The organism is Coriobacteriia bacterium (assembly GCA_034370385.1).
Lineage (GTDB): Bacteria > Actinomycetota > Coriobacteriia > Anaerosomatales > PHET01 > JAXMKZ01.
This window is the reverse complement of record JAXMKZ010000029.1, coordinates 13,643-26,374: the sequence shown is the minus strand read 5'-3', so window position 1 is coordinate 26,374 and position 12,732 is coordinate 13,643. Positions and strand designations below refer to the sequence as shown.

Annotated in this window: 12 protein-coding genes; 6 read left to right on the top strand and 6 right to left on the bottom strand. The window is 66.4% G+C overall.

Going from position 1 to position 12,732, the window contains the following annotated elements; translation table 11 throughout:
* Window positions 1-16: 16 nt before the first annotated feature.
* Both U1E26_06260 and U1E26_06255 read right to left on the bottom strand, forming a co-directional pair.
* Window positions 17-1,045 (bottom strand): hypothetical protein, encoded by a 1,029-nt coding sequence (locus tag U1E26_06260; protein ID MDZ4169243.1) that lies wholly within the window; start codon window positions 1,043-1,045, stop codon window positions 17-19.
* Window positions 1,046-1,090: 45 nt separating this feature from the next.
* Window positions 1,091-1,780 (bottom strand): hypothetical protein, encoded by a 690-nt coding sequence (locus U1E26_06255; protein MDZ4169242.1) that lies wholly within the window; start codon window positions 1,778-1,780, stop codon window positions 1,091-1,093.
* Between the two features lie 140 nt (window positions 1,781-1,920).
* Between U1E26_06255 and U1E26_06250 the strand changes: the two genes are divergently transcribed.
* The 3 genes from U1E26_06250 to U1E26_06240 all read left to right on the top strand — a co-directional run bounded on the left by U1E26_06250 (window position 1,921) and on the right by U1E26_06240 (window position 5,868).
* Window positions 1,921-4,212, top strand: coding sequence for a hypothetical protein (locus tag U1E26_06250; protein ID MDZ4169241.1), 2,292 nt, complete (start codon window positions 1,921-1,923; stop codon window positions 4,210-4,212).
* A 166-nt stretch (window positions 4,213-4,378) separates the two neighbouring features.
* The gene (locus U1E26_06245; protein MDZ4169240.1) at window positions 4,379-4,939 is read left to right on the top strand and encodes a hypothetical protein; all 561 of its coding nucleotides are present in this window, start codon (window positions 4,379-4,381) and stop codon (window positions 4,937-4,939) included.
* 92 nt (window positions 4,940-5,031) lie between these two features.
* The gene (locus U1E26_06240) at window positions 5,032-5,868 is read left to right on the top strand and encodes an aminotransferase class IV (protein MDZ4169239.1); all 837 of its coding nucleotides are present in this window, start codon (window positions 5,032-5,034) and stop codon (window positions 5,866-5,868) included.
* Here the strand turns inward: U1E26_06240 and U1E26_06235 are convergent.
* Complete coding sequence (locus U1E26_06235; GenBank protein MDZ4169238.1) at window positions 5,857-7,359, bottom strand: SDR family oxidoreductase; 1,503 nt, start codon at window positions 7,357-7,359, stop codon at window positions 5,857-5,859. The genes U1E26_06240 and U1E26_06235 overlap by 12 nt on opposite strands.
* 139 nt (window positions 7,360-7,498) lie before the next feature.
* Window positions 7,499-7,909, bottom strand: coding sequence for a hemerythrin domain-containing protein (locus U1E26_06230; GenBank protein MDZ4169237.1), 411 nt, complete (start codon window positions 7,907-7,909; stop codon window positions 7,499-7,501).
* Window positions 7,910-8,121: 212 nt separating this feature from the next.
* Here U1E26_06230 and U1E26_06225 point away from each other — a divergent pair, with 212 nt between their 5' ends.
* Window positions 8,122-9,255 carry a serine hydrolase gene (locus U1E26_06225; GenBank protein ID MDZ4169236.1) on the top strand — a complete coding sequence of 378 codons (1,134 nt, stop codon included), beginning with the start codon at window positions 8,122-8,124 and terminating at the stop codon, window positions 9,253-9,255.
* Window positions 9,256-9,320: 65 nt separating this feature from the next.
* A complete protein-coding gene (locus U1E26_06220; protein MDZ4169235.1) occupies window positions 9,321-10,244 on the top strand; it encodes a septal ring lytic transglycosylase RlpA family protein in 924 nt (307 codons plus the stop codon).
* 9 nt (window positions 10,245-10,253) lie between these two features.
* On the opposite strand, the gene U1E26_06215 is transcribed toward U1E26_06220, so the two are convergent.
* Window positions 10,254-10,976, bottom strand: a complete 723-nt coding sequence (locus U1E26_06215; protein MDZ4169234.1) for a DUF1295 domain-containing protein — start codon at window positions 10,974-10,976, stop codon at window positions 10,254-10,256.
* A 76-nt stretch (window positions 10,977-11,052) separates the two neighbouring features.
* Window positions 11,053-11,835, bottom strand: coding sequence for a hypothetical protein (locus tag U1E26_06210; GenBank protein ID MDZ4169233.1), 783 nt, complete (start codon window positions 11,833-11,835; stop codon window positions 11,053-11,055).
* Between the two features lie 240 nt (window positions 11,836-12,075).
* Here U1E26_06210 and U1E26_06205 point away from each other — a divergent pair, with 240 nt between their 5' ends.
* Entirely contained in the window at window positions 12,076-12,693 is a 618-nt protein-coding gene (locus tag U1E26_06205; protein ID MDZ4169232.1) for a DUF2202 domain-containing protein, read from the top strand.
* Window positions 12,694-12,732 lie beyond the last annotated feature (39 nt).

Below are 12,732 nucleotides of genomic sequence, written 5' to 3'. Positions count from 1 at the left end.
GGCGCAGCAGCTCACATCACTCGGCGAAACCGAACGCTTTGAGCGCCTGCTTCCGAAGCTCGTCCGCCCTGTTGGCCGCCTCCTCGATGGCCTTTTGCTGCTCTGCCACCCGGCCTTCGGCCCACGTGGGATCGCTGACGATGGCGGGTGTACCGGTCTTCTCGGCCTTGCTATCGAGAGCCGCCTGCTGCTCAACGAGCTTGTTGTAGCTGGAAAGGCGTCCGGCCCTACCCTCGTCGGCCATCTTCACGATAATCTCGGCCTGCTGCTTTCTCAGCTTCGCGTAGGCAACCACCTCGAGAAGCCCAGCCTCCGGCTCGAGTTTGTCCGCAGCGGTGAAGATGGTGATGCCGGCCGCATACGCTCGGGCGGCAGCGCGTGCCTTCGCCTTCATCGTGGTGAAGTCCTTGCGGTTAGCCGCGGTGATGGCAGAGTCGAGAGCCTCGTTGCCCACCCCGATACTCTTGCCCCCACGCTCCACCTCACCGGAGAGCCGCATGATGACGCTGACGGTGCCCAGGATGGTCTCCACGCCGTCGACCGCCTCGGTTGCAGCGTCGAGCGAACCGAGATACGCGGTCCTGCCCTCGGACTCCTCAAGCGGCTCGATTACGGCACGCGCAGCTGCGAGATCGTCTCGCGTTGCCCGCATCTGCTGACTCACCTTCGCCTCCGAGTCGGAGTTGCCGTCCTCAAGAAAGGCGCTGAGATCTGCGGTCGATGCCTCAAGCTCTGCGGTGGCTTCATCGAGATGCGCCTCGGCGCTCTCGACGGCCTTGCGGGTGTTCGCCTGGTCACCGAACACACTGATGACAACCGTGCCGATGCACGCCACGACCATGCACGCGATGACGGCCAGCACGACGGCGATGATGACGCCGGTGTTGCGCTTCTTGGCCGGAGGCGGCGTGGGCGCATAGCCCGGCTGGGGGGACTGCGTGTAGCCCTGTGGTGCCGCGGGGTTCGGCGGCGGCGGTGCCGGAGCGCCGGGCTCCGTGGGCTCGACGTAGCCTGGGGGCGGCCGGTACGGTCCTTGGTCAGTCATCCCTGCCTCCATTCACTGCCGGACGGCAATACGCCTGGCTCCGACTCAGTACTTCGCGCTGCCGGGACGCAAAACGACCTTGAGCACCCAACCGTGACGAGCACACACCGCTTCGACTATTCGCCGCGTCTGTCCGTAGTCCCACGACGCGTCCATCGCAACGCCGTTGGGGCCGACAACGACCTGCTTGGTCGTACCCGACCGCATCGCTCCGAACGTGGAGTAGGTCTCGGTCTCGACTCCGCCGAAGCTCAATCCCGAACCCTTCTCCTTGAGGATCTCGAAGAAGTACAGCACACGCTCAGGTTCGACCGCCTTCATGTGCGCGGAGTACTCGATCGACTTCTTGCCCGTCCCCCAGGCGGCGCGGGCCACTTCGTTATCGAGAGCGATGTCCGTGTCGGTACCGTAGCGCGCGGTGTAGGCCGGGTAGCCCTCCATCGTGGCGAGGATGTCTGCGAGCAACTCCAGCCGGGTTCCTGGCTGGCCACCCTGCGCCGGAGCGGCGACCACGGGCTGCGGCTCGGGCGCCACCACGGCAGCGACCGGTGCGGCGCGGACGAGCGAGTACGCCCAAGCGCGCGTCTCGGGATTCACCCACGCCAGCAGCTGCTGCGCATCCCAGGCGAGCACGTGCTCCGCTGGCACCTCGGTGCCGCTCGCGAAGAGCAGGCCCTCACGCCACTCGATGTGTCCGGTGACTCCGCCCTCTGTGAGATAACTCGCGATGATCACGTCTACTCCCTCCAGAAGCGATTCTATCTCTTGTGCGCGCCGTCACGAATATAACGGCATCGCTCTTGCGGAGATACGCGCGTCTGCCGATATGCGGAGTACCAACGAAATTCCCGCTGCCGTCAAAGGAAGCCCCCGACATGAGTCCCCCGTCTCGAGCCTTGACGCGCCTGACAGCGCTGTTTACGGGTGCTCTGCTCTCCGCAGCCCTCGTCTCGGCAACCGCAGCACACGCGGTCGAGCAGCCGATCGTGGGTACTGTGATCTCGATTCGAGCCTACGCGCTGCCTTCGAGCGGCGCCATCCTGACCGACGTCACGCTTGCGACGAGCGACGGCACGCGCACGTTCACCATGCGGGGAGGCACGCTGGGCGCACGCGGAATGCTGACGGAGGAGTTCACCGAACTTGACGTCGCGGATCGCGTCGTCGTGACGACTGAGGATCCGGACGCACCGGTGCTTGAGCTCACCGATGCACCGATGGTGGTCTCGGGCACGGGCGGCGTCAGCGCTTCTGCAGTCACCGACTACATCTACACCGGCCACAGATGGAACACGTCGGATATGCCGCTGACCTGGAGGTTCAACCCGACCAATGCCCCGTCGGGAGCGCAGACCCCCATCCAAGCTGCGGCGAACACGTGGGAGGCCGACCCCGGCTCAGACATCGACTTCACCTACGGCGGCACCACGAGCTCTGTGCCGGGCAACGGCGACGGCGTCAACTCCATCGGCTGGCGACAGAACGTCAGCGGCGGGAACCTGGCGACGTGCGTCATCTGGTTCTACAACACGCAGGCCACGCTCGGCTACAACCGCATCACCGAGTTCGACATCGACTTCAACCGCTCCTACACCTGGGTGAACGGTTCGGTCGGAGGCGGTTTCGACATCCAGAGCGTGGCCCTCCATGAACTCGGGCACGCGCTGCACCTGAGTGATCTCCACAACGCGACGCCCACCTCCTCGCAGGAAGTGATGAACGGATACATCAGCTCTGGTGAGTTGCAGCGCGTCTTGGGCGCCGGCGATCTTGCTGGAGCGCGCGCCATCTATCCTCCCGCGACCCCGTATCCTCCCGCGACCCCGCCTGATACCACGGCCCCCCGCACCTCGGCCTCTCTCGCACCCGCAGACTGGAGTCAAGGCCCTGTCAGCGTGACGCTCTCGGCCACCGATGACCGATCAGGCGTCGCCGACACCTTCTATCGGTTGGCTTCGGCACCAGCAGCGCTCTACTCCTCGCCGCTTTCCGTGTCCAGCGAAGGCGTGACCGTGATCTCCTACTGGTCGACTGATGCCTCCGGAAACGCAGAGGCTCCTCAGGCCGCCGACGTGCGGATAGATCGGACCGCCCCCACCATCACCTCCGACGCCCTTGATCGCTACATCGGCGAAGCGAACGTGCGGCTGCTTGCGACCGACCCCCTGTCCGGAGTCAGCCGCATCACCTACCGGGTGGACGGGGGACCGCTCATCGAAGTGCCCCGAACGACTGCCACCATCTCTCTGACCGCCATCGGCGACCACCGTATCGATTTCACGGCGGAAGACATCGCTGGCAACACCTCGACCGGTGTGTCGCGCTTCCGGATCGACGCGCGTGACAGCGCAGCGCCGGTGACGTTTGCAAGCGGTATCCCGTCCGGTTGGACCTCCGGCACCGTCACGCTTTCGCTCAGCGCCTCTGACGACGACCTCGCCGCGACCTACATCGGCATCGGTTCGGCGGCGAGCACACGATACACGGGTCCCGTGGTCATCGACACCGAGGGCGAGACGCCGATACGCTTCTGGTCGGTGGACCTGGCGGGTAACGTAGAGTCCGCCACTGTCGTGTTCGTGCGTATCGACCGAACCAAGCCGAGCGTGCCGAGCACGGCGGCGCCGATCTACAAGGGCTCGGCGCTGGTGACTCTGACCGCGTCGGACGAGCTGTCAGGCGTCGAACGCATCATGTGGAGAATCGACCAGCAGGACTGGCAGCACGCCGCGACGGCGACCGCGGGAATCCTCACCACGCAGCCCGGTCGACGGTCCGTGTCGTACCAGGCTATCGATGCGGCAGGCAACGTGCTCGAAGGCTCGGTTGGGTTCACGGTGATGACGCCCGCACGACTGTCCATCGCTCCTGCCGCTCCGGTGAGTGTCACTCGCAGGCGGGGCGTCGCGCAGGTGACGCTCTCCGGCGTGGCCCGGCGCCCCGACGGCAGCCGGATCGCGCGCGCAAGCGTCATCCTCGAGAAGAGCGTCAACGGAAGCCGCTGGAGCTACGTGACGCGTGTGGGATCCTCGACAACCGGCTCGTTCGCCAGGAGGCTGACCTTCCGCAGCGCGGGGACGACCTACTGGCGCTGGCGCGTGACATCGAGCACGACGCTCGGCCACGACTCAGCCACCTCCCGCTCACTACGCATACGGGTTCGCTAGCTAGGCCATCCCGCCGGACGGACGCGCACGCAGTAGGGTGCGGCATCCTCTGAAAGTTCGGACTGAGCGCGCATGAGCACAAGAAAACCGCCCAATCTGGGTATAAGACTGGGGGGCAAAACGGGGCGGGAAGCCTATTTGTGCTTCCCTCAAGGGGGTGAGTCAGGTGAATAGAAAGGTACTGATCGGTATTGTCGTGTGCGCGGTTCTCTTGGCGAGCGTCGGAGTTGCGTTCGCTGCACTGACGAGCTACGGACCCGTGCGGGTCGTTTCAGCCGACAGGTTCTCGTCCAACGGGGATAGCATCGTCGGGTGGTTCTGGCTGCGCGACACGCAACTGAAGAACACGGCAACGTGGCACTTCTCGGCACTGCCGACTACGGCGGCCTCAGCGAAGAACTCGCGCGTGATTCTTCGCTTCGACCCACTCGTCACCAACAAGGCGGGCGGGGGCAGCGGCTACGACGCCAACGTGCTCGTGACCTACAAGGGACGCAGCGGCGCCACCTACCGCCGTCTCGTGACCATGCGCAATCTGCATCCCGAGATGAAGGATCCGCGGGACACCGGCGGTTGGGGATACCAAGCTCAGGGGTGGATGAGCGTACCGCTCAGCCACATTCCCGCAAGCGGCGAGCTGACCGTCACCGTTTCGCGGCATCGGGCCACCAAGACCCACGTTGCGGCCAATCAAGGAGCCTGCACCGTGGAGTATCTGATCCGTTAGCTCCCGCACGTGCCTCTCGGGCGCACCCAGGCGGCACCGACGCCGGATGGCGACGGTGCCGCCTTATCTTCCGATGTGGTAGAACTGGCTTCATGTCAGAAGCCCACATCTACCTCAACGGACAGATCGTCCCGCTCGAGCAGGCGGCCATCTCCCCGCTCGACATCGGGCTGCTGCGCGGCTTCGCCGTCTTCGACCTGCTGCGCACGGTAGGAGGACGGCCGTTCCTGCTGGCCGAGCACCTCGAACGACTACGCGCGTCGGCCGCCCGACTCGGTCTCACCGTCCCCGCCACCGATGCTGACATCGAGCAGGTCATCGTTTCACTGCTCGAGCTCAACGATCACGACGAGGCCACGGTGCGACTCGTGCTCACGGGCGGCGTGTCGCCGGACGGCATGAAGTACGACCGCGAACGCCCGACGTTCATGATCCTCACACACGACCTCCATGAGCCCCCTGCCGAAATCTACGAGCGCGGTGCCCGGCTCGTGCTCCATGAGCACACCCGCGAGTTCCCTCAGGCCAAGACCACCAACTACCTGACGATGCTCGCCCACCGCGACGCCGTGAACGCCTCGGGAGCCCTCGACCTGCTGTACCACGCCGGGGGCGTCGTCAGCGAGGCGGCGAGCGCCAGCGTGTACTTCGTCAAGGACGGCTGCATCCACGCGCCCGCACAGGGAGTGCTCCGCGGCACGATCGGCGAGCTGGTGCTCGGCCTGGCCGAGGGGCGACACGCGATCGTCCACGATGAGATCAGCGTCACTGCGGCGCTCGACGCCGACGAGGTGTTCCTTACGTCGACGACGCGCGGCGTGGTGCCGATCGTGAAGCTCGATGACATCACGATCGGTGAAGGCTCCCCGGGTCCCGTCACCCGCGACCTGATGCAGTTGTACGCCGAAACGGCCGTGTCAGGTCTCTGAGCCGCCGCGGCCTGCCCCTTCGCTCACCGCTCGCTCGTAGGCGCCGGGTAGCGGGCAGGTGTTGGGCCCGTCCACGAGCTCGCGACACTCCCTGTCGATCCCTTTGAGCGTCCCCTCGAAGACGAAGTGATGAAACGGCAAGACGAAGTACCAGTACGCGCGGCCGAGCAGTCCCTTCGCATCGAAGATGGCCGTCTGACGCACCAGCGTGCCCTCATCATCGGGCTCCAGCTCGTACTGCAGCCATCCCTCGCCGGGCATCCTCATCTCGGCGCGGAGCCGCAGCAGACGCGGAGCCTCGACGCGCTCCACCAGCCACCACTCGAGGTAGTCGCCCTCGATCAGCGCGTACTGGTCTCGACGTCCGCGCCGGTGACCGGGGCCGCCCAGCAGCAGGTCGACGAACCCGCGAATGTCCCACAGCGTGTCGAACGCATACCACCCGCGCTCTCCTCCGATGCAGGCGATGGGATCGAACGCCGCCTCGGGCGGACAGTGTGCGCGAATCGTCCGCGAGTCGATGTAGCGCCCTTCGCGCACCAGAGAGACGGGTTCGGTTCGGCCCCGAAACTCCTCAGCCCAGCATGTCTGCTCAAATACCGTGTTCTCGGAGGCGAACGCAAGCCGCAGCGCCTCTTCTGCGCCCATCGGCGTAATCTGAGGGAAGTCGCGCGCGGCGCGGTCATCGGTCACGACCGTCGGGTAGCGCAGAGACTCTGCGAGCTGCCGCCCCACGGTGGCCTGCTTCGGCGTGAAGAGATAGAGCCACCAGCCCGACAGCCCGGGCGACAGCACGGGGACGGGAATCACGAGTCTCTTGAGTCCGCGGTGCCGCGCATACATCCGGAGAAGATCGCCGTAGCTCACGATCTCCGACCCGCCGATCTCGTAGACCGTCAGCGGCTCGTCGGGTTCGGGAGAGTCGATCGCGGCGACGAGATAGGCAACCACGTCCGAGATGGCGATGGGCTGCGCCGCCATTCGAACCCAGCGCGGCGTGGTCATCAGCGGGATCTTCTCCGTGAGGTTGCGGATCATCTCAAACGACGTAGAGCCCGACCCCACGACGATCGACGCGCGAAACTCGAGCACGGGTATGCCGCTCTCGGCGAGAAGACGGCCGACCTCCTGTCGGCTCGCCAGGTGCTCGGACAGCACCTCCTGCGCATCGCCGAGTCCGCCAAGGTAGATGATGCGTCGCACCCCTGCCGCGCAAGCGGCCTCGGCAAAGATCCGGGCCGCCGCCCGGTCGCGCTCGGCATAGCCGGCTCCCGTGTCCAGCGTGTGCACCAGGTAGTACGCGGTTTCGACGCCCTCGAGAGACGCACGCACGGCGTCGGCGTCGAGAGCATCGGCCTTGACGATCTGAGCGCCTGTGATGCGGACCCGCTCAGGGCGACGAGCAGACCCTCGAACGGGCCTACCCTGCGCGACGAGCTGCGCAAGGACGTGCGATCCGATGTAGCCGCTCGCTGCGCTGACCAGAATCACTGGCGCTCCCCTGATTGGCCTGCCCGTGGACTACCGAGAACACCCTGTGTATTCCCTTGCATAGCGGTTCGCGGCCCCGGACAGAGAATCGTCCGAGGCCGCTCGCCGAAGAAGGGGATCTGAGAATAATCTCAAGAAGTCACACGGAGATGGTCGCACCACTTCGCGCGCGCTCGACCATGGGCAGGTCCATTTCAACGATATGGTGCACGAGCCAGTCGTACGCGAACGCGCATACGTCCAGATACTCCAGATCGCCGGCGCGCTTGGCGAGTACGGCGATGTCGGCGCACAGACCCTCATGGGCTCGGCGGTGATTCTCCGCGTCGCTCTCCCCAGTCGCACGCATGAAGGCCCCTTCGGTGGCGAAGTGCCGCTTCGCGTAGCGCGCGAAACCAGCGAGCATCTCGAGGGGGGTGAGCGGCGTACCGCCCGCGAGTGTCGTTGAGTAGACCTCGTTGACGATCGCGAAAAGGACCTGATGATCGAAGTCGATGGCGCGGTCGCCTGATTCGAATCTTGCTTCCCACCGCAACGGCCCCGTCATCATGCGCCTCCCGTCCATCCTCGTCGTATCCGTCCTGTGCACCAGTTATCGCACTCCCGCAGCACGATGGGCATAGGGCATTCCCCGATTCTCAGGGCGGGTATGCCTGAGGCGCGTATCGCACGAACGAAGGTGCCAGCGGGCGCACCCCTTGCGGACCACGGCCGATGTCCGCAGACTGAGGGCAGTTGGAAGCGAGTGAGAGGATCCGCCGTATGCTGTCGGCCCCGAGACGCGTCTGGCTGGTCGCGTTCGCGCTGGGCCTTCTTGCCCTCAGCATTCCGACCGGCAGTGCTGTCGCCGCGCCGAAGCCCCCTGCGGTGAAGGTTCCTGCGGCCCAGCTCGTCACCGTCGATGGCGCGCCGCTGTGGTCACGCGACTCAGCAGGCGCCCGACCGGTTGCGAGCACCATCAAGCTGCTCAACGCGCTCGTCGTCCGCGAGCGCGCCTCGCTCGATGAGACCGTTACCGTCGCTGCCCGCGCCGCAGCCGTGAGCGAGGGTGGGATCGGCATCGTGGCCGGCCAGAAGCTCACCGTGGGGCAGCTGCTGGACATGATGCTCATCGCATCGGCCAATGACGCCGCCTCCGCCCTCGCCATCCACGTCTCCGGCAGCGAGCGGCGTCACGTGGAGCGAATGAACGCGAAGGCCAAGCAGATCGGCCTCACGGGAACGGTGGCCGTGGACCCGCACGGGCTCGGCAAGAAAGAGCGCTCCACCCCGCGCGATCTCACCGTGCTCGGTCGGCGGACCATGGCCGACTCGACACTGCGCCGCATCGTCGCGAAGAAGAAGGTGGCGCTGCCGCGTCCGGGCAAGAAGCCGCTCTGGGTTCCCTCGACAAACCACCTCCTCGGCTCCTACGGAGGAATCAGCGGCGTGAAGACCGGCTACACGCGGCCGGCCGGCTACTGCCTCGTCGCCTCCGCCAAGCGCGGTGGTGTGGAGCTTGTCGGCGTCGTGCTGGACGCCCCGACGCTCGACGGACGCTTCCGCGAGATGCGCCGCCTTCTCGACTGGGGGTTTGCGCACACGCGGGTCCGCACCCTCGTCACGAGCGATACCACCATGGCGGTGTCGTGGTCGGCCGAGGCTTTCGACTCCACGATCGTCGCGCGACCGGCCTGGACCGTGCGGCGTGCCTTGCTGGATGGCAACCCACTTCCGAAGCGCGTCATCCGACCGGCGGCAGGCGTGACGCCCCCGGTTGCGGTGGGCAAGCGCGTGGGCATGCTTGACCTGAAGGTTGGCAGCGTCGTCCTCGCGTCCGTCCCGCTCATCGCAGCGTCTGACCCGTCGAACAATCCTACCGAGACGCCAACCGTCGCGGGAGGCACCAGACAGTAGCCGCTCTCCGCAAGGAGGCCTGCGCGCGACGCGGATAGCTCGGGCAAGGTATCCTGTGCTCTGCCATGAACCACACAACCACACTCGCTCGGCGACTCTCGCTGACCCTCCTCCTCGCGACGCTCCTGAGCGCTGCGTGTGCAACCGCGGCGTTCGGGGCCCCCTCGGCAGCCGAGGTGGCCACCAGCCGCCAAGCCCTCGATAGGGCGCTTGCCGAGCGTAGTGCCGCCGAAGCGCGTGCAGCGCGACTCTCCAAATCGGTGGCCGCGGCAACCGGCCGCCTCGACGAAGCCATGGCCTCGCAGCAGGCCGCCCAGAAGCGGCTACGTTCGCATGCGAACGCCGCCTACCGCTCGGGTCAGATCTCCATCCTGGCAATGCTCTTCGGATCGGTCGACTTCGCTGACTTCTCGTCGCGCTGGGCTCTGCTCACCCGCATCAACGAGGACGAGGCCCGCTCGGTGCGCCGGTTCAAAGCAGCCCGGGCAAAGGCTCGCGCCACGGCGAAGCAACTCCTCGCCCTGCAGCAGGCACACTCACGCGAACTCAGGGGGATTGAGCGGCAGGCTCGCCAGGCCAAAGCGGAACTCGCCAGTGACCAGGCTGCGTACCAGGAGTACCAGCGTCGTGCGACCCCCCGACCTGCGTCGAGCGGCAACCGAGACGTGCGACGTCCCTCGCCCTCGGTCCCGCAGGTGGCCGGGAACGGCGCGTGGGGTACCGGCGTCGCATCGCACTATGGGCGCAACTTCACCGGCCGCGGAGCAAGCGGCAAGCGCATCGGTCCTGACTCCATGATGGTTGCGCACAAGACCCTGCCGTTCGGAACGCTCGTGGAGTTCCGGTACAAAGGCCGGACCGCGGTCGCCAGCGTTGAGGATCGCGGCCCCTTCACCCCCGGGCGTGACTGGGACCTCGGGCCGGGTGTCATCCGTATCCTCGGCTTCAACGGGGTGCACAAGGTCAGCTACCGCATCGTCGGACGGTAGGGCGAGCGCTCAGCGAGCCCTCGGCGGCGCTGGCCAGAAGATGCTCGTCCTGGCTCGGTACGCGTCCCACTCCTCCTCGCCGATATGGCGCTTCTCCAGAAGCGGCACGCCGGAGACGTAGCGCAGGAGGAGCGTCATGGCGAGCGGCCCAAGCAGCGCGAGCGCGCCTCCGGCGACCGGGAGGGCCAGAAGGCCGAGGCCCCACCAGGCGATCGCATCGCCCGCGTGGTTCGGGTGGCGCGACCAGGCCCACACCCCGGTAACGAGCGGCCGTCCCTTATGCGACGGATCGGCGAGCCAGCGCCCGAGCTGCACGTCGGCCGTGGCCTCGAGCAAGAATCCCCCAACGAAGACGGCCACCGCGACCAGATCGGCAACGTCCAACGGTACTGAAGGTGCGGCCGCCATAACCGTGAGGGGCGCAGCGACGAGCCCCATCAGCGCACCCTGCAGCCAGAACACGACCGGCAGACTGCGCAGCGCCCACGACCCAGAGGCGCCCTCGCGCATCGCGGCGTAGCGCGCATCCTCGCGCCCCCCTGCGCGAAATCCCCTGCGGGCGATGTGCACCGCGAGCCGGACGCCCCACACGGACACGAGCACCGCGGCAAGTATGCCCCGGGCGCTCGGCACGGCAGGCACCAGAAGCGCACCCCACCAGGCGAGCACGACGAACCCGAGGCCCCACGCGACGTCCGCAACGTCGGTACGCGTGAACGCGACAGAAGCCACCCACCAGCCGCTCATGTAGACGAGCGCGATGGCGAGTGCCTGGGCAGCGACGACTGCGAGATCGGCGGCTATCGCGTCACCTCACGGTCACGTACCTGGTGCCCGACCACTTCGCAAGGTGATCGGTGTCCTCAGGCGCATACGCGCGCAGCTTCCACGTGCCCTTCGTCGAGAGGCGGATCCTCGCCACGTACTTCGTGTACGAAGAGTAGTCATAGGCGCGTGCGTTGATGTAACCGTACGGCTTCCACGCGGTCGCCGAAATCTTCCTCCAGCGGTAGATGCGCACGGGGTAGCTGCCCGCGGTGTGTCGGGGCTTCAAGTGCCCCGTGACGTTGTAGGTCAAACTGCGCGACATCCTGCTCGGCGCAACCGGAGTGGACAACAGTCCCAGTGCCGTCTTGACCGGTGCCGGGTCGACCTCGAACGTGAACGTATACGCGGAATCGCCGTAGCTGAACGTGAAGACCCTGAACAGGTAGTCACCGGACCGGGTAGCCGTGTAGTCGAACCCCTTGCGGTCGTTTGCCTCTTCCGCGACGTGCGATTGACGTCCGTCGGTGGTACCCGGCGGATACAACCGCAGGTAGATGCTGTCGCCAGCCGACGTGACGGTGAGCGTCGCACTCACGCTGTCGCCCTTGTTGAGCGGGATTCGGAACCACTGGTAGGGCCTTGACCACTGGTTGCCGACGCCTGACTGCGGGCTCACCGCAAGAGGCGGATCGGCAGGGACCGTGTTGTCGTCGGCGACGGCCGACACGGGCGCCCCGAGGCTGAGCGCCAGACAGACCGCGAATGTGAGCAGGATTCTCCCAAGGTGCCGACGTTGCCGCGCATATACCGCGATGTGGATCATGGCCGCCTCCTCCTCCCAAGGACAGCTTGACTCCCCTGTGGGCCTTCATTCCCACAAGGGACCGCAGATGTACCACCGCGTCTGCGAGATCGAAGGCATGGTCGTCCGATCCCCGTTCTCGCCACGTTCACACGATGCGCGGAGCACCTTCTCTCCGGCTTCGCGAGACGTTCATTGCGCGGGGCCATAGTCATCCCATCGAGGGATCAGCCCTCGCGAACATTCAGGAGGTGCCTTTCGATGAAGCTCCGCTCGAAGAAGGTCATCAGCGCACTCGCCGTCATGTCGCTCGCAGGCGCCTTGGCGCTGCCATCGGTCGCACTCGCCCGCTACGACACGGCGCCCCGCGCCGCCCTCGCGACGGTGCCGGCCACGACGCCCGTAGTCGCCGACGCCCAACTGGCTGCTGACCTCTCGTTCATGCGCGAGGAGGAGAAGCTCGCCCACGATGTCTACACTGCGCTGTACGAGAAGTGGGGTGCTCGCGTGTTCACGAACATCGCGGCGAGCGAACAGCGTCATACCGACACGATCGCTCTTCTGCTTGAGCGCTACGGCGTCGACGACCCCAGTGAAGGCAAGGGGATAGGCGAGTTCAGCGACCCCGAGCTCCAGAAGCTGCACGATGACCTCGTCGCGCGCGGGTCGGTCTCGCTCACCGAGGCGCTCAAGGTCGGCAAGCTCATCGAGGAAGTCGACATCGCCGACCTCGACGAGCGTATCGCTCGCACGACGCAAGCCGACGTACTCGCCGTCTACAAGAACCTGCGCGCCGGGTCAGTGAACCATCTGCGCGCCTTCAACGCCCAGCTCTCCGGCACGACCGGTGGAGCGGCGCGCGGACGTCGCGTGCGCTAACTGCGCCCGCGCCCGCGTGGCGCGTCGATCAGTGTCCCG

Bases quoted from the DNA above. Each gene is read 5' to 3' on its own strand.
- U1E26_06230 (MDZ4169237.1), bottom strand. From the start codon at position 7,909: ATGATGACGGGGCCGTTGCGGTGGGAAGCAAGATTCGAATCAGGCGAC.
- U1E26_06240 (MDZ4169239.1), top strand. From the start codon at position 5,032: ATGTCAGAAGCCCACATCTACCTCAACGGACAGATCGTCCCGCTCGAG.
- U1E26_06260 (MDZ4169243.1), bottom strand. From the start codon at position 1,045: ATGACTGACCAAGGACCGTACCGGCCGCCCCCAGGCTACGTCGAGCCC.
- U1E26_06205 (MDZ4169232.1), top strand. From the start codon at position 12,076: ATGAAGCTCCGCTCGAAGAAGGTCATCAGCGCACTCGCCGTCATGTCG.
- U1E26_06210 (MDZ4169233.1), bottom strand. From the start codon at position 11,835: ATGATCCACATCGCGGTATATGCGCGGCAACGTCGGCACCTTGGGAGA.
- U1E26_06250 (MDZ4169241.1), top strand. From the start codon at position 1,921: ATGAGTCCCCCGTCTCGAGCCTTGACGCGCCTGACAGCGCTGTTTACG.
- U1E26_06225 (MDZ4169236.1), top strand. From the start codon at position 8,122: ATGCTGTCGGCCCCGAGACGCGTCTGGCTGGTCGCGTTCGCGCTGGGC.
- U1E26_06220 (MDZ4169235.1), top strand. From the start codon at position 9,321: ATGAACCACACAACCACACTCGCTCGGCGACTCTCGCTGACCCTCCTC.